Annotated in this window: 15 protein-coding genes and 1 tRNA gene; 5 read left to right on the forward strand and 11 right to left on the reverse strand. The window is 25.4% G+C overall.

All coding sequences use genetic code 11. The features are described 5' to 3' along the window. Positions 1–196: 196 nt before the first annotated feature. From BVAF_RS03055 to rpoZ, 4 genes are all read left to right on the forward strand, one after another. Entirely contained in the window at positions 197–1,069 is an 873-nt protein-coding gene (locus tag BVAF_RS03055) for a YicC/YloC family endoribonuclease (protein ID WP_013516912.1), read from the forward strand. 571 nt (positions 1,070–1,640) lie between these two features. Then, entirely contained in the window at positions 1,641–2,075 is a 435-nt protein-coding gene (locus tag BVAF_RS03060; RefSeq protein WP_013516913.1) for a MarR family winged helix-turn-helix transcriptional regulator, read from the forward strand. 227 nt (positions 2,076–2,302) lie between these two features. Continuing rightward, on the forward strand, positions 2,303–2,971 hold the full coding sequence (gene gmk, locus BVAF_RS03065) for a guanylate kinase (protein ID WP_013516914.1): 669 nt from the start codon (positions 2,303–2,305) through the stop codon (positions 2,969–2,971). A gap of 33 nt (positions 2,972–3,004) precedes the next feature. Beyond that, on the forward strand, positions 3,005–3,181 hold the full coding sequence (gene rpoZ / locus BVAF_RS03195) for a DNA-directed RNA polymerase subunit omega (RefSeq protein WP_013516915.1): 177 nt from the start codon (positions 3,005–3,007) through the stop codon (positions 3,179–3,181). Between the two features lie 1,044 nt (positions 3,182–4,225). Here the strand turns inward: rpoZ and polA are convergent. The 8 genes from polA to rpoH all read right to left on the reverse strand — a co-directional run bounded on the left by polA (position 4,226) and on the right by rpoH (position 18,800). Next, positions 4,226–7,078, reverse strand: a complete 2,853-nt coding sequence (gene polA / locus BVAF_RS03070) for a DNA polymerase I (protein ID WP_013516916.1) — start codon at positions 7,076–7,078, stop codon at positions 4,226–4,228. 157 nt (positions 7,079–7,235) lie between these two features. Next, positions 7,236–7,865, reverse strand: coding sequence for a thiol:disulfide interchange protein DsbA (gene dsbA / locus BVAF_RS03075; protein ID WP_013516917.1), 630 nt, complete (start codon positions 7,863–7,865; stop codon positions 7,236–7,238). 217 nt (positions 7,866–8,082) lie between these two features. Next, positions 8,083–9,558 carry a 4-hydroxy-3-polyprenylbenzoate decarboxylase gene (gene ubiD, locus BVAF_RS03080; RefSeq protein ID WP_013516918.1) on the reverse strand — a complete coding sequence of 492 codons (1,476 nt, stop codon included), beginning with the start codon at positions 9,556–9,558 and terminating at the stop codon, positions 8,083–8,085. 110 nt (positions 9,559–9,668) lie between these two features. Beyond that, positions 9,669–11,306: a ubiquinone biosynthesis regulatory protein kinase UbiB gene (gene ubiB / locus BVAF_RS03085; RefSeq protein ID WP_013516919.1), complete on the reverse strand. Its 1,638-nt coding sequence runs from the start codon at positions 11,304–11,306 to the stop codon at positions 9,669–9,671. Positions 11,307–11,913: 607 nt separating this feature from the next. Next, a complete protein-coding gene (ubiE, locus tag BVAF_RS03090; RefSeq protein WP_013516920.1) occupies positions 11,914–12,669 on the reverse strand; it encodes a bifunctional demethylmenaquinone methyltransferase/2-methoxy-6-polyprenyl-1,4-benzoquinol methylase UbiE in 756 nt (251 codons plus the stop codon). A gap of 29 nt (positions 12,670–12,698) precedes the next feature. Then, positions 12,699–14,183: a DNA recombination protein RmuC gene (gene rmuC / locus BVAF_RS03095; RefSeq protein ID WP_013516921.1), complete on the reverse strand. Its 1,485-nt coding sequence runs from the start codon at positions 14,181–14,183 to the stop codon at positions 12,699–12,701. Between the two features lie 1,169 nt (positions 14,184–15,352). Next, the gene (metE, locus tag BVAF_RS03100) at positions 15,353–17,671 is read right to left on the reverse strand and encodes a 5-methyltetrahydropteroyltriglutamate--homocysteine S-methyltransferase (protein WP_013516922.1); all 2,319 of its coding nucleotides are present in this window, start codon (positions 17,669–17,671) and stop codon (positions 15,353–15,355) included. 289 nt (positions 17,672–17,960) lie between these two features. Then, complete coding sequence (gene rpoH / locus BVAF_RS03105) at positions 17,961–18,800, reverse strand: RNA polymerase sigma factor RpoH (RefSeq protein ID WP_148259529.1); 840 nt, start codon at positions 18,798–18,800, stop codon at positions 17,961–17,963. Between the two features lie 842 nt (positions 18,801–19,642). Here rpoH and rsmD point away from each other — a divergent pair. Then, positions 19,643–20,260, forward strand: coding sequence for a 16S rRNA (guanine(966)-N(2))-methyltransferase RsmD (gene rsmD / locus BVAF_RS03110; RefSeq protein ID WP_013516924.1), 618 nt, complete (start codon positions 19,643–19,645; stop codon positions 20,258–20,260). Positions 20,261–20,487: 227 nt separating this feature from the next. Here rsmD and pgi read toward each other — a convergent pair whose 3' ends face one another. The 3 genes from pgi to BVAF_RS03125 form a co-directional block, all read right to left on the reverse strand. Beyond that, on the reverse strand, positions 20,488–22,164 hold the full coding sequence (gene pgi, locus BVAF_RS03115; RefSeq protein ID WP_013516925.1) for a glucose-6-phosphate isomerase: 1,677 nt from the start codon (positions 22,162–22,164) through the stop codon (positions 20,488–20,490). A gap of 306 nt (positions 22,165–22,470) precedes the next feature. Beyond that, positions 22,471–23,418 (reverse strand): homoserine O-succinyltransferase, encoded by a 948-nt coding sequence (locus BVAF_RS03120; RefSeq protein WP_013516926.1) that lies wholly within the window; start codon positions 23,416–23,418, stop codon positions 22,471–22,473. Positions 23,419–23,779: 361 nt separating this feature from the next. Further along, a tRNA-Ile gene (locus tag BVAF_RS03125) sits at positions 23,780–23,852 on the reverse strand. Between the last annotated feature and the right edge of the window lie 605 nt (positions 23,853–24,457).

Below are 24,457 nucleotides of genomic sequence, written 5' to 3' on the forward strand. Positions count from 1 at the left end.
TTGTTTTTAGTTACTACAATCATAATTGTATATTTATCAATGAGGTATATTTTTTAAAAAGCATAATTTATTTTTTATATAAAAATAGCGTGTATTATTTTTAATATACAATGGGAATATGCTTTATATTTGCAAATAAGTGTTTGATGTGAGTGTATATTTTGATTTTAATTTTCTAAATATAATAGAGTAAATTATGATTAATAGTATGACTGCTTTTTCAAGGCAAGAGATATCTTATGTATGGGGATGTGGATTTTGGGAAGTTCGTTCTTTAAATCAACGTTATTTAGATATTTGTATTGATTTGCCTAAAAATTTTCAGTGTTTATCGTGGACGATTAGGAAAATAATTAAAACTCATATAGCGCGAGGAAGGATTGAGTGTAATTTAAAATTTGATATAGATTATTGTAATGAGTATTCTAATTTCATTATTAATGAAAATTTGGTTTCCTTTTTAATAAAATCGGCAGAGAAAATTAAATTAAAAATTCCAGATGGAACTATTGATCTTACAAAAATATTATTTTATCCCGGTGTAATTTCATATGAAAAATATGATATGAATCATATTTCTAGAGAGTTATTAATTCATTTTAAAAGTGCATTAAATCAATTAATGAAAAATAGGAATGAAGAAGGAATATGTTTAAAAAAACAATTGGTTGATAGATTATATAAAATTTTTGAAATAATAAAAAAGATTAAGTTATATATTCCTGATTTTTTAAATAAAAAAAGAATAAAACTTTTAGAGCAAGTACAAAATATTTGCTCAATGGTAGATAAAACTAGATTAGAACAAGAATTATTGGTAATGACCCAAAAATTAGATATTTCAGAAGAAATAGATCGTTTATTTATTCATATCCAAAGTATGGATAAATGTATTTCTAAAGATAAGGTAGGTCCTATTGGAAGAAAATTAGATTTTGTAATTCAAGAAATACAGAGAGAAGCTAATACTTTAATTTCTAAATCAGCAGATATGAATATAATACGTTTATCAATTTCTTTAAAAGTACTGGTTGAACAGATTCGCGAGCAGGTACAAAATATCGAATAAGGAATATAGGATAAGTATATGAATTTTTATTATTATTTTTTAATTTTTTTAATTAAAGGAGTAGAAATCCTAAAATTTTTTTTATTTTTTTACATCAAATAATATAAAAATATTTAAATTTTTTTTAAAAAAAATGTGTTTAATAAGAAAAATTTCTAATTTTTATTAATTTTTTATTATTAAATAATAAAAAAAATCACAAAATATAAAAAATATATCAAAAAATCCCTTTTTTTTCATTTTTCTTTTTCCAGTTAGGAATATTTCAAATTCTGTAAAACTTCGATAGAATAAAAATCATTCGTGATTTATATCAATACTCATATATTTTTTATATTGAATTATAAGTTAGGAGGTAAAATTTTTAACAATGATTTTTTGATTAGTATTCGAGCTATTTATAGCTCTAAAAACGAATTGTCTAAAATTACTTATTGTCTGTACAACATAGAGAGAGTAGTAATTTTCTTGTTTTAGAGTTTCTGGGATGTTTTTGTTTATACAGTAACTACACTGTTATTACAAATACAGATCTTATGATTATTTTTAATGCAATTAGAGATATATAATTATGAATAGATTAACAGATATTTCAAATATGGTAGAATCCTTATCTCGAGTTTATCATCGTCTTCGTAAAGAGGTAAATGGTCAGTTAATTAATGAAGGATTGTCTATGTCCAAAATGAAAATACTCCATCTCATCACAACTGGTCAAATTAGTGCAACAGATATTAAGAACTATATGGGGTTTTCATCTAGAACTGTGGTTACAGTTTTAGATGCGTTGGAGAAAGATGAAATGTTACGACGACAACAAAGTCTTACAGATAGACGAGTAAAATATGTACATATTACAGAGAAAGGAAGAGATAAATTACGTATAGCTAAAAATACTCATAATATAATTTTAGATCGTATATTTTCTCCTTTATCGGAGGTACAACTTAAAAATTTTTATGAAGTATGTCATTTGCTGGAAATTCAACAAAAAACATCTAGATAAATTTTTATTATTATTTTATTTTATGAACAAAAGTAATATGTTAAACTGATCAGATATTTAAGATTCATATTATGAGTTACTAAGATAGTAGTAACGTGTTATTTTAAGTTGGTAAATTTTTAAAAATGTAAAATCATGCACCTTCCCCCGGGGAAATTTCTTATTTCCCCGGGGGAAGGTGCATGATAGTAATCATTTAATTAAAATAGTAGAATGTTTTAGGGTATATGAAAAAATGTATAGGTTCATTATGTGCTGTATCTGCTCCCAGTGGTACAGGAAAATCGACATTAATATGTGCTTTACAAAAGAAAAATTGTTTATTATTTGATACTCAGTTATCAATTTCTTATACTACTCGTAAGCGCCGTTTTGGAGAAAAACATGGGGTAGATTACTATTTTATTTCATTTAAAAAATTTAAGTTTATGATTGATAATAATATGTTTTTTGAGTATGCAAAAATTTTTAATAATTATTATGGAACTGGAAAAAATAAAATAGAATCTATGTTAAATGCTGGAACGCATATCATTTTAGATATTGATTGGAAAGGAGTACAGCAAATCAAAAATAGAGTAACTAATTTTTTTACTATTTTTATTCTTCCACCTTCAAAAGAAGAATTAGAGCTAAGATTACGTCTTAGGAGAAAAGATACAAATGAAATTATTAGTAATAGAATGAAACATGCTGTCAACGACATATGTCATTTCAAAGAGTATGATTACATCATTATAAATGATGATTTTAACATTGCATTATTTCATTTACAATCGATTATTTTATCCGAACAGCTACGCTTAGTATATCAGAAACAACAACATAATGATTTAATTATTGATTTATTGTCTGAAAATTATTGTAAAATAAAGCGAACCTATAGTATAGAATGAGTGAATATTACTATTACATAATAGATAAAAAAAATGAATGAAACAACTATAAAGCAATCTTTAAAAACAGAGATAAAAAATAGATTTAATTTGATATTAGTAGCATCCAGACGAGCAAGACAAATTCAAAATGAAGAAAGAGAGAATTGTTTTGTTAAACAGAATACAAGTAAATGTACTGTTCGTGCTTTTAAAGAAATGGAACTATAATACATATCTTGCATACAAAATAAAAGTCTTTCTTTGATTTAAATTTATCAATTATTATCATTAATTTATGTATTAATTATATATCAAGAAGGACGGGGTATGCTAAAACAAGCAAGGTATTTTATAAAATTTTTTATATAGCAGAATATAGAATTAAATGGGTGAATTTTATTATATTTGAATACTATAATTTAAAAAATTATTATATTGGGGGGTCGTTTATTTTTTGTATCCTGGGTTTAGGTAGAATTTAATAATGAATCTTATATATCATATTGATATATACTATCAAAGTATGTAATTGTTCACGTATACATTCAAAATATAAATAAAGTTATTGTGTTTTTGTGTTTACCGGTATAAGTAAAATAGTATACTTTCTATTTTTAATAGTGGATAATCAATTCTTCATATTGTAGTGTGTGTAAGTATTGCAGTGCTCATTTGAACTTGATATTTTTGAATAAGTGTTAATAAATAACTAGGAAAGAAAAGTTTCGAATCAGAGTACTGTTGAAATAAGAATCATAATTTCATGATGCTTAAGGTATCAGTATTATTTAGTTTTATAAATAATAAAAAAATATCAATAAATTTTGACAAGGATTTATATTAATATTCAATATATTTATATTACTTCAATTATTTAAATAAATTTTTTTATAAAAAATGAAAAATATCACGATAAATAAGTACATTACAATTGATTATGATATTTTAAGTAAATTTTAGAAATCAATAACATCATTGAACACTACATTAAAACTAAATTAAAAATTATTATTAATAAGTCGTTGATAAAATCTCCATAAGTATTCAATGTAAAAAGAAATTAGCTACATATAACTTTTTATTATTTGCGTTAAAAATTGAATTTTATTTTTTATAAAAGAATTTTATTTATTGAATAGAAGATTTTTAATAAATAAATTGTAGTTTTTTAATTTAATATTATAAGATAGAATATAGCAATTATTGTAGTATTTATATACTCTATATACTATAGTAGTAATAATTTTTTAAACATTGGTATTATTTTCTTGATTAATGGGCTTGTTCCCAATTTTTTCCAACTCCAATATCTACTTTTAAAGGAACATTTAAAATAAAACATTCTTCCATAAGTTTTCTAATTTGTTTTACTGCAATATCTACAAATGTATTATTTACTTCAAAAACTAATTCATCATGTACTTGCATAATCATGTGAACAGGGATATTATCTGTTTGTAACCAAGAATCAATAGATATCATTGCTCTTTTAATGATATCTGCAGCGCTTCCTTGCATAGGAGCATTAATTGCTGATCTTTCGGCTCCTTTTTTTTGGGATATATTAGAAGAGTAAATATCTGGTAAATATAATTTACGGCCATCTAAAGTGGATACGTATCCATTTTTTTTAGCATAATCCTTAATATATTGCATATATTGCATAACTCCAGGATAGCGTTGAAAATATCGGTCTACATATTTTTGAGCTTCTTGACATGTTACTGATAATTGTTTTGATAATCCAAAAGCAGTCATACCATAAATTAAACCAAAATTAACAGTTTTTGCGCGCTGTCTTTGCTCTCCTGTCACTAAATGTAATGACGTAACAAAGATTTCAGAGGCTGTTGTGGTATGAATGTCTTTTTCTTCAAGAAAATCATTAATTAATTTGAGATCGCGAGATAAATGAGCCATAATTCTTAATTCTATTTGAGAGTAATCCGCTGATATAATTAAAGAATTTTCTGGAGCAATAAAGGCTTGCCGTATTTTTCTTCCGTCATAATTGCGATTGGGAATATTTTGAAGATTAGGATTTGTGGAAGAGAGTCGTCCAGTGGAAGTTCGAGTTTGATTATATGAAGTATGTATACGATTTGACTTTTTATTGATCATAGATATTAATTTATTAGTATATGTTGATTTTAATTTAGATAAACTTCTATATTTTAAAATAATCTTGGGTATAGAGTGTTTTTTGGATAATTTTTTTAGTACTTCTTCGCTAGTAGAAGGAGCTCCATGAGGAGTTTTTTTAAAAATTGGTAATTTTTCTTGATTATATAAGATTTCTTGTAATTGTTTGGGAGAATCTAAATTAAATGAAGACCCTGTTAATTGATATGCTTGTGTTTTTAAATTGTTTAGCTGAGAATTTAGTTTTATTGAATGAGAATATAAAAATTTTTTATCTATTAATACTCCATAATCTTCAATTCTAGAAAGAACGGATATTAATGGTATTTCTATATTTATAAATATTTTTTTTAATTCGTTATGTTGTTTTATTTCTGTCCATAAAATTTGATGTAAATTTGATATGGCATATATTAATTGCGTTGAACATGATGATTCTAATTGTATATCTCTAATATTTTTTTTAATAAGATATTTATTATTATTATAGATTTGTTGGAATTTAAAAATATGATCTAATATTGTAGTTTTATTTAAAAAACGTTTTATATTTTGATAATTAGAAGTGCCATATAATACATATAATTCTAGTATTACATCAAAAATTGGTCCAGATAAATGTATATTATGTTGTTTTAATAAAGAAAAAATAAATTTCATATTATGTCCAATTTTTTTTATTTTTATATTTTCTAAAATTGGTTTCAAAATAGATAATACTTCTGTTAGATTTAAATACCATTGGTACGTATCGTTATTATTATCTATATTTAAAGTATGTTGAATATTGATTGGTATATATGCGTTATGCATGGAATTCATAGTGTATGTAGATATACATATTCCAATGATATTAGGAGTAAAAATATCAAAATTATTTGAATATATATTCAAGATAAAACAGTGGTGAGTGTTATTTTGTTTTATCCAATTTGTTAGTGATGAAATATTAGATATAATGTCGTTATTATTACTAGATGGGAATGATGGATAATAGTTACATGTATGTGTTATAGTATTTGAAATAAGAGAGGTGTTGCTTAGTTGAGAATTTTGAGTTGATGATTTTTTAGTATTTTTGTATTTTTTTAACCATGTACCTGCCTGTAGCTCTGATACCCAAGTATTAAATTCGTATTTTTTAAATAATAAAAATAATTGTTGGGAATCAATATTTTGTATTAATAATTTATAGTCAGATTGGTTTAAAGGAACATCGATTTTCACAGTTGCTAATTTATAGGAAAGGAAGGCTAATTTTTTATTTTTAATTAATGTATTTTTTATCGATTGGGAATTTCGAAGATTTAAAATGGATATTTTATGTAAGTTTTGATATAGTGTTTGTAGGTTACCGATGTTGTTTAATAAAATTTTAGCGTTTTTTATGCCTATTCCTGGTACTCCAGGAATATTATCGGAACGATCTCCAATTAATGCTAAATAATCTGCTATTAGATTAGGTGATACCCCAAATTTTTTTTTTATTTCTAAAGAGTCCAATATGATATTAGACATAGTATTTATTAAAATAATGTTAGAAGATACAATTTGAGCCATGTCTTTATCTCCAGTGCTAATTAACACTGTTTTGTTTTTTAGTTGAGCATAAAAATTAGATAATGTTGCGATTACATCATCTGCTTCTACATAAGGTACGCTTAGCGCGGTAATTCCCATTGCTTTTATTATTGTATTTAGAGGTGTAATCTGAATACATAAATCTTCGGGCATTTGAGGTCGATTCGATTTATATTGTTTAAATAAATCATTACGAAATGTTTTACCGGGGGAGTCAAATACAATACCCATATGAATAGGTCGATATTTTATTAATAAGCTTCTAATCATGTTTATAACTCCATATATAACCCAAACAGGATATCCTGTGCTTGTTGTTAAAGGTGGATATGCATGATATGCTCGATATATATAAAAAGATCCATCTATTAAAATAATTGGATTATCTATAATATTAGTCATAAAATATTTTATTCATATGGTTTCTTATATGAAACAAATAGGAGGAATTTTATGATAATTAAGTTATCATATTTATTGTTAAAACAGAAGAATAAATATGATAAAATATGATAGTTTGTTTTAATATATGTTTTTGTTTAAAATTAGCCATATTATTTTATTTTTTTTCTATTAATAAATGTAGTAATTCAGAAAATTGTTGAATATATATTGGAATTGAAGCAATATTTAGTTGATCATTTTTCACCATGTATTTTCCATCTACAAATATTGCTGGAATACTTTTTAATTGAAAATTGATCGCTGCTTGTTCTTGGTCTTTAATTAAAGATTGAACTAATATACTGTTCCAAGTTGTATCATATGTATCAGCATCAATACCCAATTTTATGAATGTTTTTCGAATGTCGTCTATAGTATGAATAGATTGTTGTTTTTGTATTGCTGTAAATAAAAAAGAGCTAACTTGATTTTCTATGCCTAAAGCCATTGCTACCGCCCAGGCATGTGTTAATTGCTTTCCTAAATCTCCTATGTAGTTTACATGGTATTTATAAAAAATGATATTTTTAGGTAATTTTTTTTGTATATTGTTGGAAATATTATAAATCTGTTCAAATTGATAACAATGCGTACAATAAAAAGAAAAAAATTCTAAAATTTTTGGTGCATTGTGAATAGGTTTATGTAACTTTATATATTGTTTTCCTTCTATAATAGAAGATGACGCATGATTATGTAAATATATGCAAAACGTCATTACTAACAAAAAATATATTGCCTTCATTTTATTTTTACTATTAATATTATTAATCATATGTTAATTATAATTACTTTAGGAGCATGTACATAAACTATTATGTAAAAGTATTACATTAAATTATATTAATTATTTAATTAAATATGTGAATTAAATATGTATTAAACATTGGGGGGTTTATTTTTATAAATACCTTTTTATTTGAAAAGTTAGCAAAATGTTCTATTGCAATGAAATTGATTTTTCATAGGTTTAATATATTTAATTCATTCCATATGTTATCAATACGAGATTGTGTGTTAGTATTCATTTTAATTGGAATTCCCCAGGTTCTTTGAGTTTCTCCTGGCCATTTATTTGTAGCGTCTATTCCCATTTTAGATCCTAATCCAGCAATAGGGCTAGAAAAATCAAGATAGTCTATAGGAGTGTTTTTGATAATTATTATATCTCGGTTTGGATCCATACGAGTAGTCATAGCCCATATAACATCTTTCCAATCTCTAGCATTAATATCGTTATCGCAAACTATAACGAATTTTGTATACATGAATTGATATAAAACGGACCATACTCCAAAAATTATTCTTTTAGCATGTCCTATATATTTTTTTTGTATAGTAATTATAGCTAATCTATAAGAACAACCTTCTGGAGGTAAATAGAAATCCGTAATTTCTGGAAATTGTTTTTGTATAATAGGAATGAATAATTCGTTCATAGCCATTCCTAGTATAGAGGGTTCATCTGGAGGTCGTCCAGTATATGTTGAGTGATAAATTGGATTATTTCTATGAGTAATATGAGTAATAGTACAAACTGGAAATTGTTCAATAGAATTATAATATCCTGTATGATCTCCAAATGGACCTTCTGGAGCCATATTATTACGTTCTATATATCCTTCTAGCACAATTTCTGAATGGGCTGGAACATACAAGTCGCATGAGACGCATTTTATAATTTCAGTTTTACTGCCTCTGAGTAAGCCAGAAAAAGCATATTCTGATAGTGAGTTAGGAACAGGAATAACCGCGCTGATTAAAGTTGCTGGATCAGCTCCTATTGCTATAGCAATAGGGAATTTTTTTTCTGTAGAATTTATGCACCATTCTTTAAAGTCTAATGCTCCTCCGCGATGAGGAAGCCATCTTATAATTATTTTATTTTTAGATAACACTTGTTGACGATAAATACCTAAATTTTGTCGTTTATTGTGAAAGCCACGAGTTATTGTAATGCCCCAAGTGATTGCACGGGTGATATCTTGTGGCCAGGATTTCATTATTGGCATACGTGTAATATCAACGTCTTGTGTATATTGTATGTTTTCTTGACATACGCCCTTTTTTAAAATTTTAGTAGGCATATGTAAAATATGTTTAAAATGAGTCATTTTAGATAGCAAATCTAATAATCCTTTTGGAGGTGTTGGTTCTTTTAAATAAGCTAATATTTTTCCAATATTGCGTAGGGATGAAATATTATTGTTTTGATTTATAGCTAATTCTATTCTATGAGTTGTGCCAAATAAATTACATAACACGGGAATAGAATATCCTATAGGATTAGTAAATAATAATGCTGGGCCTTTAGCTTTAATGGTACGATTTGCAATTTCAGTAATTTCTAAATTAGGATCAATAGGAAACATTATTTTTTTTAGTAATTTTTTTTGCTCTAAAGTCTTAATAAAATCGCGTAAATCTTTATATTTCATAATTTTATTTGTTTTTTGATGCTTGTATGTGTATAAATCGCTATTCAATTTATTGATATTATTAGAATATCATATTTGTTTTAAATATCAGAATATTGTTAATAGTGTAATTAAATGATTTGTTTCCATCCTATTATCCAAATAGAAATTCCAAGTGAAAAAATGCAGATAGGTAAAAATGTAGTATATTGATTGTGTATAACCAAATAAATACTAACAATAATAAATACTAATCCAATACCGAATAAGAAAAGTACTCGAGTATTGTGTGTGCGTTGTGTTCGTAATTCTATGGTTAAAATGTCTATTTTTTTATGTATTTCATTTGAATTTTTGAATTCATTGGATAATAGTGCAGGTAATTCTGGAATTTTATTTATCCAATAGGGCATTTTTTCATTCAACATATATATTATATTTGATAGTTTTAATTGTTCTTTCATCCATTGTTCTAGAAATGGTTTGACGGATTCCCACAAGTTAAAATTAGGATACAATTGTCTTACTATACCTTCAACATATAATAGAGATTTTTGTAACAGAATTAATTGTGGTTGTACTTCCATATTAAAAAATCGAGCGGTGTTAAATAAATATAATAATATATTGCTGAATGGAATGTCCTTGAGTGGTTTTTCAAAAATAGGCTCAAATACTGTTCTCATAGCATATTCAAAATCTTCAATGTTGGTATTCATAGGTATCCAACCTGAATCTAAATGTAATTCTGCTATTTTTCGATAATCACGATTAAAAAATGCAATAAAATTTGAAGCTAGATAATATTTATCTTTTTTGCCCAAAGAACCCACAATTCCACAATCGATGCTGATATATTTTGGGTTCTGAGGATCTTTATGACAAATAAAAATATTTCCAGGATGCATATCGCCATGAAAAAAGCTATCTCTAAAAACTTGGGTGAAAAATATTTCTAAACCTCTTTCAGCTAATAATTTCATATTGATACCTTTTTTTTTTAATAAACTTTTTTTGTATACCGGAATTCCATAAATACGCTCCATAACCATTACATTTTTACTGCAAAAATCTACGTATACTTTTGGGATGTATAGTATATTGCTAGACTTAAAGTTTCTACGCAATTGAATAGTATTGGCAGTTTCTTTAAGCAGATTGAGTTCATTAAATAAAGTTTTTTCATATTCTGCAATGATGTCTGAAAATTTAAATTTTCGATCTTTTGGTAAAATTTTGTAGGTCCATTTTGATAATTTATACATTAATTTAATATCTATTGTAATAATGGGTAAAATTCCAGGTCGAATAACTTTGATTACTATATTTTTTCCATTTTTTTTAAATTTTGCGGAGTGTACTTGAGAGATCGATGCAGATGCTAATGGAGTTTCTTGAAAGTCTTCAAACCATGTTTCTAAAGAACTTCCAATAGATTTTTCTATATATGTTTTAGCTAAATATCCATCAAAAGGATGTACCCGATCTTGTAGTATTGCTAATTGTTGTGCAATATCATCAGGTAAAATATCATGACGAGTAGAAAGCATTTGCCCTAATTTAATCCATATAGGTCCTAGTTCTTGTAATGCTAGACGTAATCGTTCTCCTGGCAATGATTGAGAATGCTGATTAAATGTGTTTAATAAAAGTTGAATGCCTATTTTTAATGGCAAAATTAATCGATTTATAGGAATGAAATCTAATAGACCATAATTCAGTATTATTTTAATAATTAAACAAAACCTATTCCATTCGTTAAAAATCATTATATTTGCTCTAATTTTTTAAACGTTAATAAAAAATTTTGTTATTATTTTGACATATTGAATATTTTGATAAAATCACATGTTGGTTATCCCATGATAAATAAAAAGTAAGTTTTATATTTATTAGTAATAGTGAATTATTGTAATATTATACATTAATAATGAGTTTTCGTTTTTATTTATAAAGATATTATTATTATAATTTATTTTATGAAAGATGTGATGTTTAAGTAATAAAATTGTACGTATTATATCGTATTGTCAAATACGTGATTTTATTATAATTTTTCTATATGTTGTTTTTTTGATAAATATTATTGGTCAATTTATTATTGACAATATTAATTATAATTGACTAGTTAAATTAAAGAACTTAAGTATTTTGATTTGATCACTATTCTCTTACCAAGGAGGAATAGTGATCAAATATTTATTTGTTTTGTAAAGTTGAATATTTATTAAATTTAAGTTATCGAGTTTTTGTTTAAGCAAGTAACATTTTTATTTGTTTATTTATTAGATGTTGAGCAGTTGTATGTATTGTATTGTTTAGGAAAGTAATGCGATTCACGTGTTTAATAAGTATTATTAAATCAGTGCTAATTTTTTATTTGTATGCATAATGTAAAACAGCTATTCCACCCGTCATATTTATATATTTGATGTCTTGGAATCCTGTATTTGCAATCATAGTTTTTAATGTTTCTTGATCTGGATGCATACGAATAGATTCGATTAAATATTGATAACTTTTCATATCTTTTGCTATTATTGCTCCTATTTTAGGAATAACATGAAATGAGTATAGGTCGTATAATACAGATAATAATTTAAATATAGGTACACCAAAATCTAAAATTAGTAATTTTCCACCTGGATTTAAAACTCGATACATTTCAAGTAGTGCTGCTGATTTGTTAGTAAAATTACGTAGGCCAAAAGATACGGCTATTCGATGAAAGGTGTTATTAGCAAAAGGTAGTGCTTCAGCATCAGCTTGTATGTATTGGACGTTATTCAATATTCCTAAATTTCGTAATTTTTTTCGTCCTATTTTCAACATTTCAGTATTATTATCTAATAGTACTACTATTCCAGTTTGACCTACTAATTTTGAAAACAAAATACTTAAATCCCCAGTTCCTCCAGCTAAATCTAATACCTTGCATCCGTAAAATATTTCACTTTGACAAATTAAAAAATGTTTCCAAAGTCTATGTATGCCAAAAGACATGCAGTCATTCATTAAATCATATTTGGTAGCTATTGTTTTGAATATAGCATTTACTAAGTATGATTTGATATGTTTATTAACGTTTTGGAATCCAAAATGGGTTGTGTCATCTTTATGTTTATTTTTCATACATCTTTATGCAATAATGTATATTATAATTAACGCTTGGTTTTATCGTCGGAGAATAATCCGGTTTCATTAGCAAGATTAATGTTATTAGAAACAATTGGATGTTTTATTTGAACCCCAAGAGTTCTAAAATTTTCTGCTTGACTAATAATGTTGCCTTTACCTTCAGAGAATTTATTTTTGGCCGAATTATATATAATTTCTGCTTTATTTAAATATTGTCCGATTTTGTTTAAGTCGTCCATAAATAACTTTAATTTATCATATAATCGTCCAGCTTTTTCTGCAATTTTTTTGGCATTAAAGTTTTGATGTTCATAGCGCCATAAATTATTGATAGTTCTAAGAGCTATTAGTAATGTGGTAGGACTGACTAACATAATATTTTTATTCATAGCATCTGTTAATAATGAAGATTCTTTTTCAATAGCTATGGTAAAAGCTGATTCAATTGGAATAAACATTAAAATATAATCAAGTGTATTTAATTGAAATAATTCTTGATAGTTTTTCTTGTTTAAGGATTTAATATGGGTGCGTAATGATTGTATATGATCATTAATAGCTAAACGTTTATCTTGTTCATTATTGCTATTGAAATAACGTTCATAAGCTATGAGTGATATTTTTGAATCAATGACTACATCTTTACCATGGGGTAAATGCACGATTACATCAGGTTGTAATTTACGTCCATTTATTTCTTTTGTCATACTGACTTGTAAATGAAATTCATATCCTTCACGCATTCCAGATGCCTCTAATGCTTTAGTTAAAATCATTTCCCCCCAATTACCTTGAATTTTATTATTTCCTTTTAAAGCTTGGGTTAAATTAATAGTTTCTTGCGTAATTTTAGTATTTAATTGATGTAATTTATGAATTTCATAAGTTAAATCATGTCGCATACGTTCTTCTTTAGAAAAATTGTTTTGTATTTGGTTAATAAAAATATTTATTTGTTCTCGAAGTGGATGAAGAATATTATCTAGAGTTAAACGATTTTGTTCATTTATTGTATTTCTGTTTTGATCAAAAATACGGTTTGCTAAATTCTCAAATTGCATAGTTAACCGATGTTCATTATTAATCAGTATTTTTTCTTTGTTTATTGTAGATATTTTATATTCTTCAAATCGAACACATAACTCTTTTAGTTGTAAAGCTTGTTCATGATTAATATTTAATTGAATTTTTAATTCGTTACATAATCGTTCATATTGGTGGCGATAATGATCTAATGATTTCAAACGTTCTTCTGTTGCAGATAGTTTGCTGTGTAGTTCGTGTATAATATGTGTTTTGTTGTACAACTTTTTTTCTATTTCATTTCTGAAAGTAGATTCATGTTTTAAATTTTGTAGTGTTGTATTTAAAGATTTTTCGTAAGTTATACAGTTATCTTTGTATTTTTGAATATTTTTTTTTATTAATTTTTTTGAGAATATATAAAAAAATATTATGCCTATAGCTGTGCCAATTGTGATGTATATAATAATCGAAATTATTTTCATATTTTTTTATGGGTTTGATCAAATTGTATTATCAATATTAGTATATGTTTGTAACATATTATTAAATAAATAAAAATTTATATAATAAAGTATTTTTTAATAAATTGAATATATAGAATGCGATTTGTTTTATTGTAAATTTAGAAATTGTAGCCTGTCTTTAGTAAGAAGTGTGTTAAAAACTTAATAATAATTCCAATTTATTACAAGAGATAATTTTTTTATTTTAAAATTATTGTTGAGATGGTATGTGGTGTTTAAACAAGTGTTGAAACGTTGTATGTGCTGAATTTTAGTTTGGATTCATATATATGCATAAAAATAATATCCCTATTACAAGATGAGAATATAAAATAGATTATTGCTTGTGTTATTTAATAATTATTTTTAAAGTATTTGCAACAATGAAGTTTTGTATTTTAATCAGATAATTTTATGCATACCAATACTATTGTGCAAGAATTTATGTTATATGTTAGTTACAGTTTTTTGTGAGTATGATTTTATCATAAAAAAGTATGTTGAAATATTTGGTAGATTAGAGTGTAAATTATTTGAAGAAGATATCTAATTTGTACTACTTTGTGTATAATATATTCTAATTTCTCTTACTTTTAGTTTATGTGAGATATAAATTATTATAAAAATAAGCAACAGTTGTTTCCAATTTTATTGGAATATACGGTAATATCGTTAATAATTGTTTATTGTAATGATTTTATATATAGATGAAAAATAATTTTCTAATATATTCGCATAACACTTATATCTATATAAGAAGAGATATATAATTTTAATTGATTTCTATATATTTTTAAAAATATTTTTTATCTTCTTATAATAAGATTAGGTTAATTTTTATTCTTATAAATAAGAATGTATGAATAATATTTAAATTTTTAAAAAATAAAGATCAGTATTTACTATTAATTTTTATTAGTTGTATCGTTAATATATAACGATTGATAAATATTTATAGTTATTTGTTTTGGTAAATCTATTTTTTATAGTAATCGAATTTTCGAAATATAAAATACCCAGAAATTGTATTATTATATTTTTTAGATTTAAATTACAAAAACAATGAAGGTTAATTACTAAATATTAGCAATAATACTGGTATTTTAGAAAATTTTAAAACATCCATATAGATAATTATAATGTCATGATCAATGATTGAGGGAACTGCGTAATATTTTTGCAGCAGCAACCATATTATGTAATGAATGTTTTGTTTCAGACCATGATCTTGTTTTTAGCCCACAATCAGGATTTACCCATAATTTATCTTTTGGAATATATTTCAGAAATGTATTCAATTTTTTTACTAAACTAGATATAGAAGGCTTGTTAGTAGAATGAATATCATATATTCCTGGTCCAATTTCGTTTAAGTATTTTTCTGTATTTTTTTGTATAAATTGTAATAGTTTTAAATCTGATCTAGATGCTTCAATGCTAATGACGTCTGCGTCTAATTTTAAAAGATAATGCATTATTTCATCAAATTCAGAGTAGCACATATGAGTATGAATTTGAGTGTCGTTTTGTACTGATGATACAGTTATTTTAAAAGCATGAATAGCCCATGTTAAATATTTTTTTTGTTCGGATTTTTTTAAAGGCAATCCTTCTCTGAAAGCTGGTTCATCAATTTGAATTATACTAATTCCAGATTTTTCTAAATCCATCACTTCATCTCGTATTGATAAAGCTAATTGTAAAGCCACAGTATGACGTTTTATATCTTCACGTACAAAAGACCAAGTGAGTATAGTAACGGGTCCAGTTAATATGCCTTTTATTGGTTTTTTTGTTAATGATTGAGCATAATTTATCCATTTTTGGGTAATAGGTTTAGTTCGACTGATGTCTCCAATAATTATTGGAGGCTTTACACATCTAGATCCATAACTTTGAATCCATCCGTGTTGAGTAAAGGAGAAACCATTTAAGTGTTCTCCAAAATATTCAACCATATCATTACGTTCAGGTTCACCATGCACTAGAATATCCAAGTCTAATTTTTCTTGTTCTGTAATAATTTGTTTAATATATTGTTCAAGATTAGCATGATAGTGATTTTTGTTAATTTGATTATTTTTAAATTTTAAACGCAAATTCCTAAGATCTTGGGTTTGTGGAAATGAACCAATAGTAGTTGTAGGATATAATGGTAAATTGAAACGTTTACGTTGTAATTTGAATCGTATATGATGCGCTGTTTGTCTTGATACAGGCACATCAGAAATATTTTTACAACGTTCTTGAACTTTAGAGTTGTGTATAAAATCAGAATGTAACCTTGTATTATGAACAGAGTCATAATGTTGTTTAAGTATGTTTATTTTTAATGAATTATTATGATTACGATTATTAAGAGTATCACATAGCATTTTTATTTCAGAACATTTTTGTAGTGCAAAGGAAAACCATGTTTTTATATTATTATTTAAATTGGTTTCTAAATTTAAATCTATTGGGCTATGTAATAAAGAACAAGAAGAACCTATCCATATCTTACGTTGTGTGATTATAGGATATAATTGTTTAAACCAATAATATAGATTAGTTTTCCAAATATTTTTACCATTTATTATTCCGGCGGATAAAACCCAATTTTTTGGTAGTTGTTCATGTAGTAATAATATATTATTATTTTTTTGATTAGAAACTAAATCTACATGTAATCCGTCTATTGAGAATTTTTCTATTAAATCTAATTGATGGTAAATACTATCGAAATAAGTTGTGAGTAATATTTTAAAATTGTTATGATGTAATTTTTGATAAGCGTAAAGATATGCTTGTTTCCATTCATTTGGTAATTCTAAAACTAAAGCAGGTTCATCAATTTGTACCCAATTTATATTTTTTTTTGATAGGATGTCTAGGATTTCTTGATATACCAATAACAATGGGGATAATAAAGATAGTTTATCAAATTCTTTTTCTTTTGTTTTTCCAATCCAAAGATAAGTAAGGGGCCCTAGTATAATTGGTTTAATTGGATGATTATAATATGAAGAAGCTTCATCAATTTCATCAAATAGTTGAGTCCAATTGAGTTTAAATTCTTGATCTTGGATAAATTCAGGAACTATGTAATGATAATTTGTATTGAACCATTTTTTCATTTCCGAAGGAATAATGTTAACATTATTTTTTGAATAGCCTCTAGCTATATTAAACAATATATCTAAATTATTTGTTGTTTGATTCGAAATAGAAGAATAGTATCGTTTTGGTATATTATTAAGCATCATACTTGTGGTAAGGACATGATCATACCAAGCAAAATCTCCAACTGGAATTAAATCTATTCCAGCTTTTATTTGTTGTCCCCAATGTCGTATACGTATCATTTTTCCGATATTTAATAGTTTGTCTTGATTAATTGTGTTACGCCAATATTGTTCCAGTGCATATTTTAATTCTCTATATAAACCAATTCTAGGAAATCCTAACGTATGACCAAGTACTGTCATAATTTTTACTCCGTATAATAAAGTTTATAAATATTTTTGATTTATAAGAATGTCAATTGTAGTTCTTTAATTACAATTCCAAATAAATAGAACGAATATTTAAAAGGTATAAGTTACTTATAACAAAAATAAAATTTTAACTGACATCAATTTTTAGTTAAAAATCTAAACTAATTTAGATTGAAGATATAAATCTGTAAACTAAATTTTATTGAATATTTTTAGTTTAGTCAAATGAATCTAGTAAAATATATATGTTCTAATAATTTAACAGTGTCATATGCTATACTTAATTTTGTATAATTAACTTCATTTTTTTCATAGCATTTTTTTCTAATTGACGAATACGTTCTGCTGAAACACCATATTGATTAGCTAATTCTTGAAGTGTGGTTTTATTATCATTTGTATTTAACCATCGAGCTCGAATGATATGTTGACTACGTTTATCTAAAGAGTTTAAAGCTATGTTGAGTTTATTACTAACTTGGTTGATCCATTCTTCTTCTTCATCAATCATAGTAACTTTGTCTTGTAAATATAGCATTGGTATAGATAAGATATTTTTTTCGTCATCATCTGAAGATTGTTCAAAAGTCATATCTTGCGCAGCCATTCTAGATTCCATTTCGCGTACATCTTTACAAGTAACGTGCAAGGTTTTAGCGACCATTTCAATTTCTTCTTCATTGAACCAACCTAAGCGTTGTTTAGTTTTACGTAAATTAAAAAATAATTTTCGTTGAGCTTTAGTAGTGGCAATTTTTACAATACGCCAATTTTTGAGTACGTATTCATGAATTTCTGATTTAATCCAGTGTACTGCAAATGATACTAATCGTACATCTAATTCTGGGTTAAATCGGCGCACTGATTTCATTAATCCAATATTTCCTTCTTGTATTAAATCAGCTTGGGCTAATCCATAACCAGAATAATTGCGAGCAATGTGAACAACAAACCTTAAGTGTGAAACAATCAGTTTTTTAGCGGCATTTAAGTCACTGTTGTAGTATAGACGTTCAGCTAATTCTCGTTCTTCTTCTGCTGTTAACATGGGGTACAGATTGGTTGCTCGAATGTAAGCTTCTAAAGTTCCTTGAGGTACTAAACTTATATTTTTGTACATGTTTTCTGCTGTCATATATTCCCCTACTAAAATGATTATATGTGTATTGTATATAGAAATAGAAATGCATATCATATTTGATGTACAGAATTATATGACATACATGAAATTGTATATGGAGATAAATCTGTTGTTGAATTATTTATAATAATATCTTATATTTCAGGTACATAATAGTTAATTATTATTATGTATTAGATTTAATTAATTTAGTACAATGTTGTTATGGTTATGTCGTATCGTATTAGATACGATGTTATTATTTTCCTTTTTAAGGAACTATTTCTTATAAAATAAATTAAAGTGAATATTTATTCATAGTATGTGAATAAGTATTATATTAAAAAATAGGTGTTTTAGTGTATATAAAAATAATATATAAGTTATTTTTATATTATTGATTGTATTAGATATATTGTTCATATATTTATATGATTTTTTAAATTTAATTTAATCAAATAGTAACAATGCATTTATTTATATTTAAATTTTATCATCATTTATAAAAATTGAATAGAATTCAATAAAATAATAATATGTTGGGTATGAGGGATAATTTTCTATTTGATTAAACTAAATTATTTATTTATTAATAAAAATTATAATTGATCATTATTTTGTGTTTAAGAATGAAATTTGATTTTATATAGATTGTAAAATAAGCTAATTTGATAAGTTTATAAATTTAATATTTTTATATTCGTTTATTATGTACATTAGGTTTTGTATAAAAATATATTTTGTAAATATTCTGTAGCACAGAGGTTTTATATAATTGCGATTATTTCAACAATGTATAGAAAGATTGTTTATACTATACAAGGAAGGTATAAGTAGGGAATATGAAGATTCAGGCTAATTTTTCGAAAAGTAATAATGGAAAAATTCGGATCATTGCTGGCAAATGGAAGGGACGCAGTATACCTGTAATTAGTAAGATTGAAGTACGTCCTACTCTTTCTAGAATTCGAGAGACTTTGTTTAATTGGTTGAATCCTGTAATTGTAAATTCGATATGTTTAGATTGTTTTTCTGGTAGTGGTGCGTTGGGATTAGAGTCATTATCTAGAGGAGCTAAGAAAGTAACTTTTATTGATAATAGTAAAGCTTGCATTAATTTTTTAAAAAAAACTATTACTTCTTTTCAAGAAGATAGTAGTAGCATAACAATATGTACTGATTGTGTAAGTTGGTTGAAACAGTTAAGTAAAAATACTGTAACAGGTTATAATATTGTTTTTATTGATCCTCCATTTAATAATAGATTCATAATATATGATATAGTATATTTATTAGAAAAAAATAATTATTTACAGAAAAAATCTTGGATTTATATTGAGACGTCTAAATTATTTAATAAAGGGTTATTTAATAAAAATAAATTTCCTAATAATTGGGTGTTGTACAGAAAGATAGTTACGCAAACTATTTTATGTTGTATTTATTTTCGAAGTTCTTAAGAAATAAAATAAATCAATATTTTGTAGTTTTTATTCTGCATAAACGTTTCGAAGTGAAGATTTTTGGTTAGTTTTTGTATAGTAAATTGAATTAATGGTATAAATCAGTAAGCATTTCGGTATTTATTTTTATATATTGTGAGTAATGATGATTCATTATTTATTCTTGTTATAAGAATTGCAGATTATTGAATGCTTAGTAAATAATATACATGACATATTATTTATTATGGACGAGTCCAAAATTTATAGCGATTAATTAATCCGTTTGTAGAACTATCATAGTAAGAAATATTATTAGTATGTTGTAATTTTAAATAAATAGAATCAGCCAGTTTTTTTCCTAATTCTACGCCCCATTGATCAAAAGAATAGATATTAAAAATTATTCCTTGGGTGAAGATTTTATGTTCGTATAGAGCGATGAGAGCTCCTAAAGTATAAGGAGTAATTTTTTTAATTAAAATGGAATTACTTGGATTATTTCCTGGAAGTATTTTAAATGGCGCTGAATTAAAATTTATGTTTTCTTCGTAAGGAGTTTTTGAGTTAGTTGTTTCATATTCTTGTTGGATTTCTGAAATGTTTTTACCAAAAGCTAATACTTTAGTTTGGGCTAAGAAATTTGCAATTAATTTTTCATGATGGTCATGAATAGGATGATGACTGATAGTTGGAGCAATGAAATCGCATGGAATCATTTTAGTTCCTTGATGTAGTAATTGATAAAAAGAATGTTGTCCGTTAGTTCCTGGTTCGCCCCATATTATTGACCCAGTTTGGTAATTAATAGGATGACCATTGCGATCTATGCTTTTCCCATTAGATTCCATATTACTTTGTTGTAAGTATGCTGGAAAACGGTGCATGTATTGATCATAAGGAAAAATTGCTTCAGTTTCCGTTAAAAAGAAATTATTATACCAAATTCCAATAAGTGCTAAAATTACTGGTAAATTTTCATTTAAAGGAGTATTTTGAAAGTGTAAATCCATTGCATATGCTCCATTTAATAATAATTCAAAATTATCAGAGCCTAACGATAACATAATCGGTAATCCAATAGATGACCATAATGAGAATCGACCTCCTACCCAGTCCCATAATTCGAACATATTTGTGATTGGGTTAATACCAAATTTTTTTACAGCTTCAGAGTTCGCAGATAATGCTATAAAATGTTTAGATATATGTTTAAGGTTACGATTTGTAGTTGTTTTTGAAAAAAACCAATTTCGAGCACTGCATGCATTAGTCATAGTTTCTTGTGTAGTAAAAGTTTTTGATGCTATTATAAATAATGTCGTTTCTGGATTGATTCGATTTAATGTTTCAAAAATATGAGTACCATCTATATTAGATATAAAATGTATGTTTAAATGGTTTTTATACGGTATTAACGTTTCAGTAACCATATATGGACCTAAATGTGATCCTCCAATCCCAATACTAACTATATCTGTAATGTTTTTATTTGTGTATCCTTTCCATTTACCTTGGATCACATCTTGACAAAATTTTTTCATATTTTCTAGTACTTTATTAATTTGAGGCATTACATCTTGTTTATCTACTACAATAGGTATGTTTTGTCTATTTCTTAACGCTACGTGTAGAACAGATTTATTTTCGATGCGATTGATTTTTTCTCCTCGAAACATTGCTGAAATAGCTTCATTTAATTCACATTCTTTAGCTAGTTTTATTAATTTATTCATTGTTTTATGTGTGATTAAATTTTTAGAATAATCGATTAGAATTTCATTATTAAATGTTTTAGAAAAATGTTTAAATCTATCTGTATCTTGTCTAAATAAATCAATAATATGTATTTTTTTCATTTGATTAAAATGTCGTTTTAAAGATTTCCATGCTTTTGTGTGGCTGGGATTGATATTTTTCATAATTTTAAATTGATCCAATATGGCTTAGAGTGTTTAATCTAAATAATTTAGCAGACTATATCATTTTTTTAGTTAACGTCAATGTTGGATTCATATGAATTAGTTATAAGAATTTTTGTATCGTAAAATTGATAGAATAAATAGTAATAGGATCGATCGTTTCAATGACTTAATAAAAAATAATATTTTGTATGTGATGTTAAATAATATGATTTATATAGTTGCAATATATGATAAGATATTTTGATAATACTTGATGGATATGCATAATTATTATGTATATCATGTGTTTTGTGTGATGGTAGATTATACTGAGTTGTTGCTAGTGTTTGAATTATTGAAGTTTTTTGATAAATTATTATGAGAATTGCGGTGTACATAATAATTAATCCAATTGTTAAATAGTAAATGTGCATGGCTTCTCCAGGTTATTTTAGGAATTAAATTAGAATTATTTTTAGGAAAATAATGGTCTGGTAGACTTGGGTGTAATCCTAAAATTAAATCTCTATGGTATTCTTGAGATAAGGTATGTGCATCATATTCTGGATGTCCAGTAACAAATATTAATTGATTATTTCGGCTAATTAATAAATATACTCCGGCATCGTCAGATTCTGCTAAGATCTCTAAATCTGTATCTTGATAAATTAAATCTTTAGGAAAATATGAAAAACGTGAATGAGGCACTGAAAATATTTCATCAAATCCTTGAGTTAATAGTGAATTAGATTTTGTAATTCTATGTTTATAAATTCCTACTAATTTTTTTTTTCTAACAAATTTTGGTAAATTATACAATATTTTTAAAGCTGCTTGTACTGACCAGCAAATAAATAATATCGATGTGATGTGTTGTTTTGCCCAATTGCATAATTGTTTTAATTTAGGCCAAAAAGTTACATTGCTAAATTCAATAAGTCCTAATGGAGCTCCAGTGATAATTAACCCATCAAAATACTGGTTTTGAATATCAGAGAATGTACAGTAAAAATTATTTAAGTGCTCAATGGATGTGTTTTTAGAAATATGTTCATCGATTCTTAATAATTGTACATCAATTTGTAAAGGAGAGTGTGCTAATAGTCGTAGAAATTGATTTTCTGAATCGATTTTTTTTGGCATTAAATTAAGTATTAAAATTTTTAAAACACTAGGGATTTTAAAAATATCTTTTGTTTTCTTCAGTATGTGAATATTTTCTTTTTTCAAAAATTTAATAGCGGGTAATTCGTCTGATACTCGAACTGGCATAATATTAAGACCTGACAACTCTGTAAGTATTTAATATAGTTGTGTTTATGTTGATTAGTGTGTAAGTGTTCACATAAATATGTGTTTTATTTATTAATAAAGATCTGTAATAATCGAGCACTAATTCAAATATATTAATATAGAGCGCTAATTTTTATATTATATTAGTACCTAACATATATGTAATTTATGTTTTATTCAATAAAAAATATGATAGTTTTTATATAAAAATGTTTGATATTTGTTTGTTTAATAATATTAATTAAAGTATGTATTGTGTTTTTTTAAAGATTTTTATTTGTGGGGGGGGGTTGAATAATATTATAATGATATACCTTATTTTATGTTTATTTATTTATAATAGGCCTGAGTGGATTTGAACCACCGTCCTCACCCTTATCAGGGGTGCGCTCTAACCGCTGAGCTACAAGCCTAATTCGTAAATTTTAGTTTTGTAAGCAAATTATTCTCTGAAGCAGAGAATTCGGATATGTTTGTTATTATAGTAATATGTCTGGCGCATGGTAATAATTATTATTTATAATTACAATTTATATTATTAAATACATTATAGCATAACATGCGTGGAATAAGTTCGTTAGATAATTCGTATGATTTTTCTAATTATATATAGAAGATGAGCATGATATGTATTTGTTATATATATTATCTTAGTAATAGTTTATTTATTAATGTATTTATACGTAATTAAAGCTTATTTAATTTATCTGCATATATATATTTAATAATTTTATCATTGAGATATAGTAATGTTATTAAGGATATTAATTTTGTTTTTAGATGGGATATTTGTTTATAATTGTTATGTTTTATTGTGTATACGTATGAAATTTAAATTTCAAATTAGATTTGGTGTTGATGAAAGTATGTTGTGTTTTACAAAAATTTTTTATCATTGATGATGGTAATTATTATTGTTTTTGATATTTTTTATGTTTCATATATGAATGTAAGTAGTATTGTTGTTTATTAAAATTATTAGTAAAAACAGTAGTTTTTACAATTCGAGGATAGAAAT

Source organism: Candidatus Blochmanniella vafra str. BVAF, from assembly GCF_000185985.2.
GTDB classification, from domain to species: Bacteria; Pseudomonadota; Gammaproteobacteria; order Enterobacterales; family Enterobacteriaceae; genus Blochmanniella; species Blochmanniella vafra.

Excerpts from the sequence above, each read along its gene's own strand:
- gmk (WP_013516914.1), top strand. The coding sequence starts at position 2,303 with ATGAAAAAATGTATAGGTTCATTATGTGCTGTATCTGCTCCCAGTGGT.
- ubiD (WP_013516918.1), bottom strand. The coding sequence starts at position 9,558 with ATGAAATATAAAGATTTACGCGATTTTATTAAGACTTTAGAGCAAAAA.
- BVAF_RS03120 (WP_013516926.1), bottom strand. The coding sequence starts at position 23,418 with ATGCCAGTTCGAGTATCAGACGAATTACCCGCTATTAAATTTTTGAAA.
- rpoZ (WP_013516915.1), top strand. The coding sequence starts at position 3,005 with ATGAATGAAACAACTATAAAGCAATCTTTAAAAACAGAGATAAAAAAT.
- metE (WP_013516922.1), bottom strand. The coding sequence starts at position 17,671 with ATGACAGTACTTGGTCATACGTTAGGATTTCCTAGAATTGGTTTATAT.
- polA (WP_013516916.1), bottom strand. The coding sequence starts at position 7,078 with ATGACTAATATTATAGATAATCCAATTATTTTAATAGATGGATCTTTT.
- dsbA (WP_013516917.1), bottom strand. The coding sequence starts at position 7,865 with ATGAAGGCAATATATTTTTTGTTAGTAATGACGTTTTGCATATATTTA.
- rsmD (WP_013516924.1), top strand. The coding sequence starts at position 19,643 with ATGAAGATTCAGGCTAATTTTTCGAAAAGTAATAATGGAAAAATTCGG.
- ubiB (WP_013516919.1), bottom strand. The coding sequence starts at position 11,306 with ATGATTTTTAACGAATGGAATAGGTTTTGTTTAATTATTAAAATAATA.
- ubiE (WP_013516920.1), bottom strand. The coding sequence starts at position 12,669 with ATGAAAAATAAACATAAAGATGACACAACCCATTTTGGATTCCAAAAC.
- pgi (WP_013516925.1), bottom strand. The coding sequence starts at position 22,164 with ATGAAAAATATCAATCCCAGCCACACAAAAGCATGGAAATCTTTAAAA.
- rpoH (WP_148259529.1), bottom strand. The coding sequence starts at position 18,800 with ATGTACAAAAATATAAGTTTAGTACCTCAAGGAACTTTAGAAGCTTAC.
- rmuC (WP_013516921.1), bottom strand. The coding sequence starts at position 14,183 with ATGAAAATAATTTCGATTATTATATACATCACAATTGGCACAGCTATA.
- BVAF_RS03060 (WP_013516913.1), top strand. The coding sequence starts at position 1,641 with ATGAATAGATTAACAGATATTTCAAATATGGTAGAATCCTTATCTCGA.
- BVAF_RS03055 (WP_013516912.1), top strand. The coding sequence starts at position 197 with ATGATTAATAGTATGACTGCTTTTTCAAGGCAAGAGATATCTTATGTA.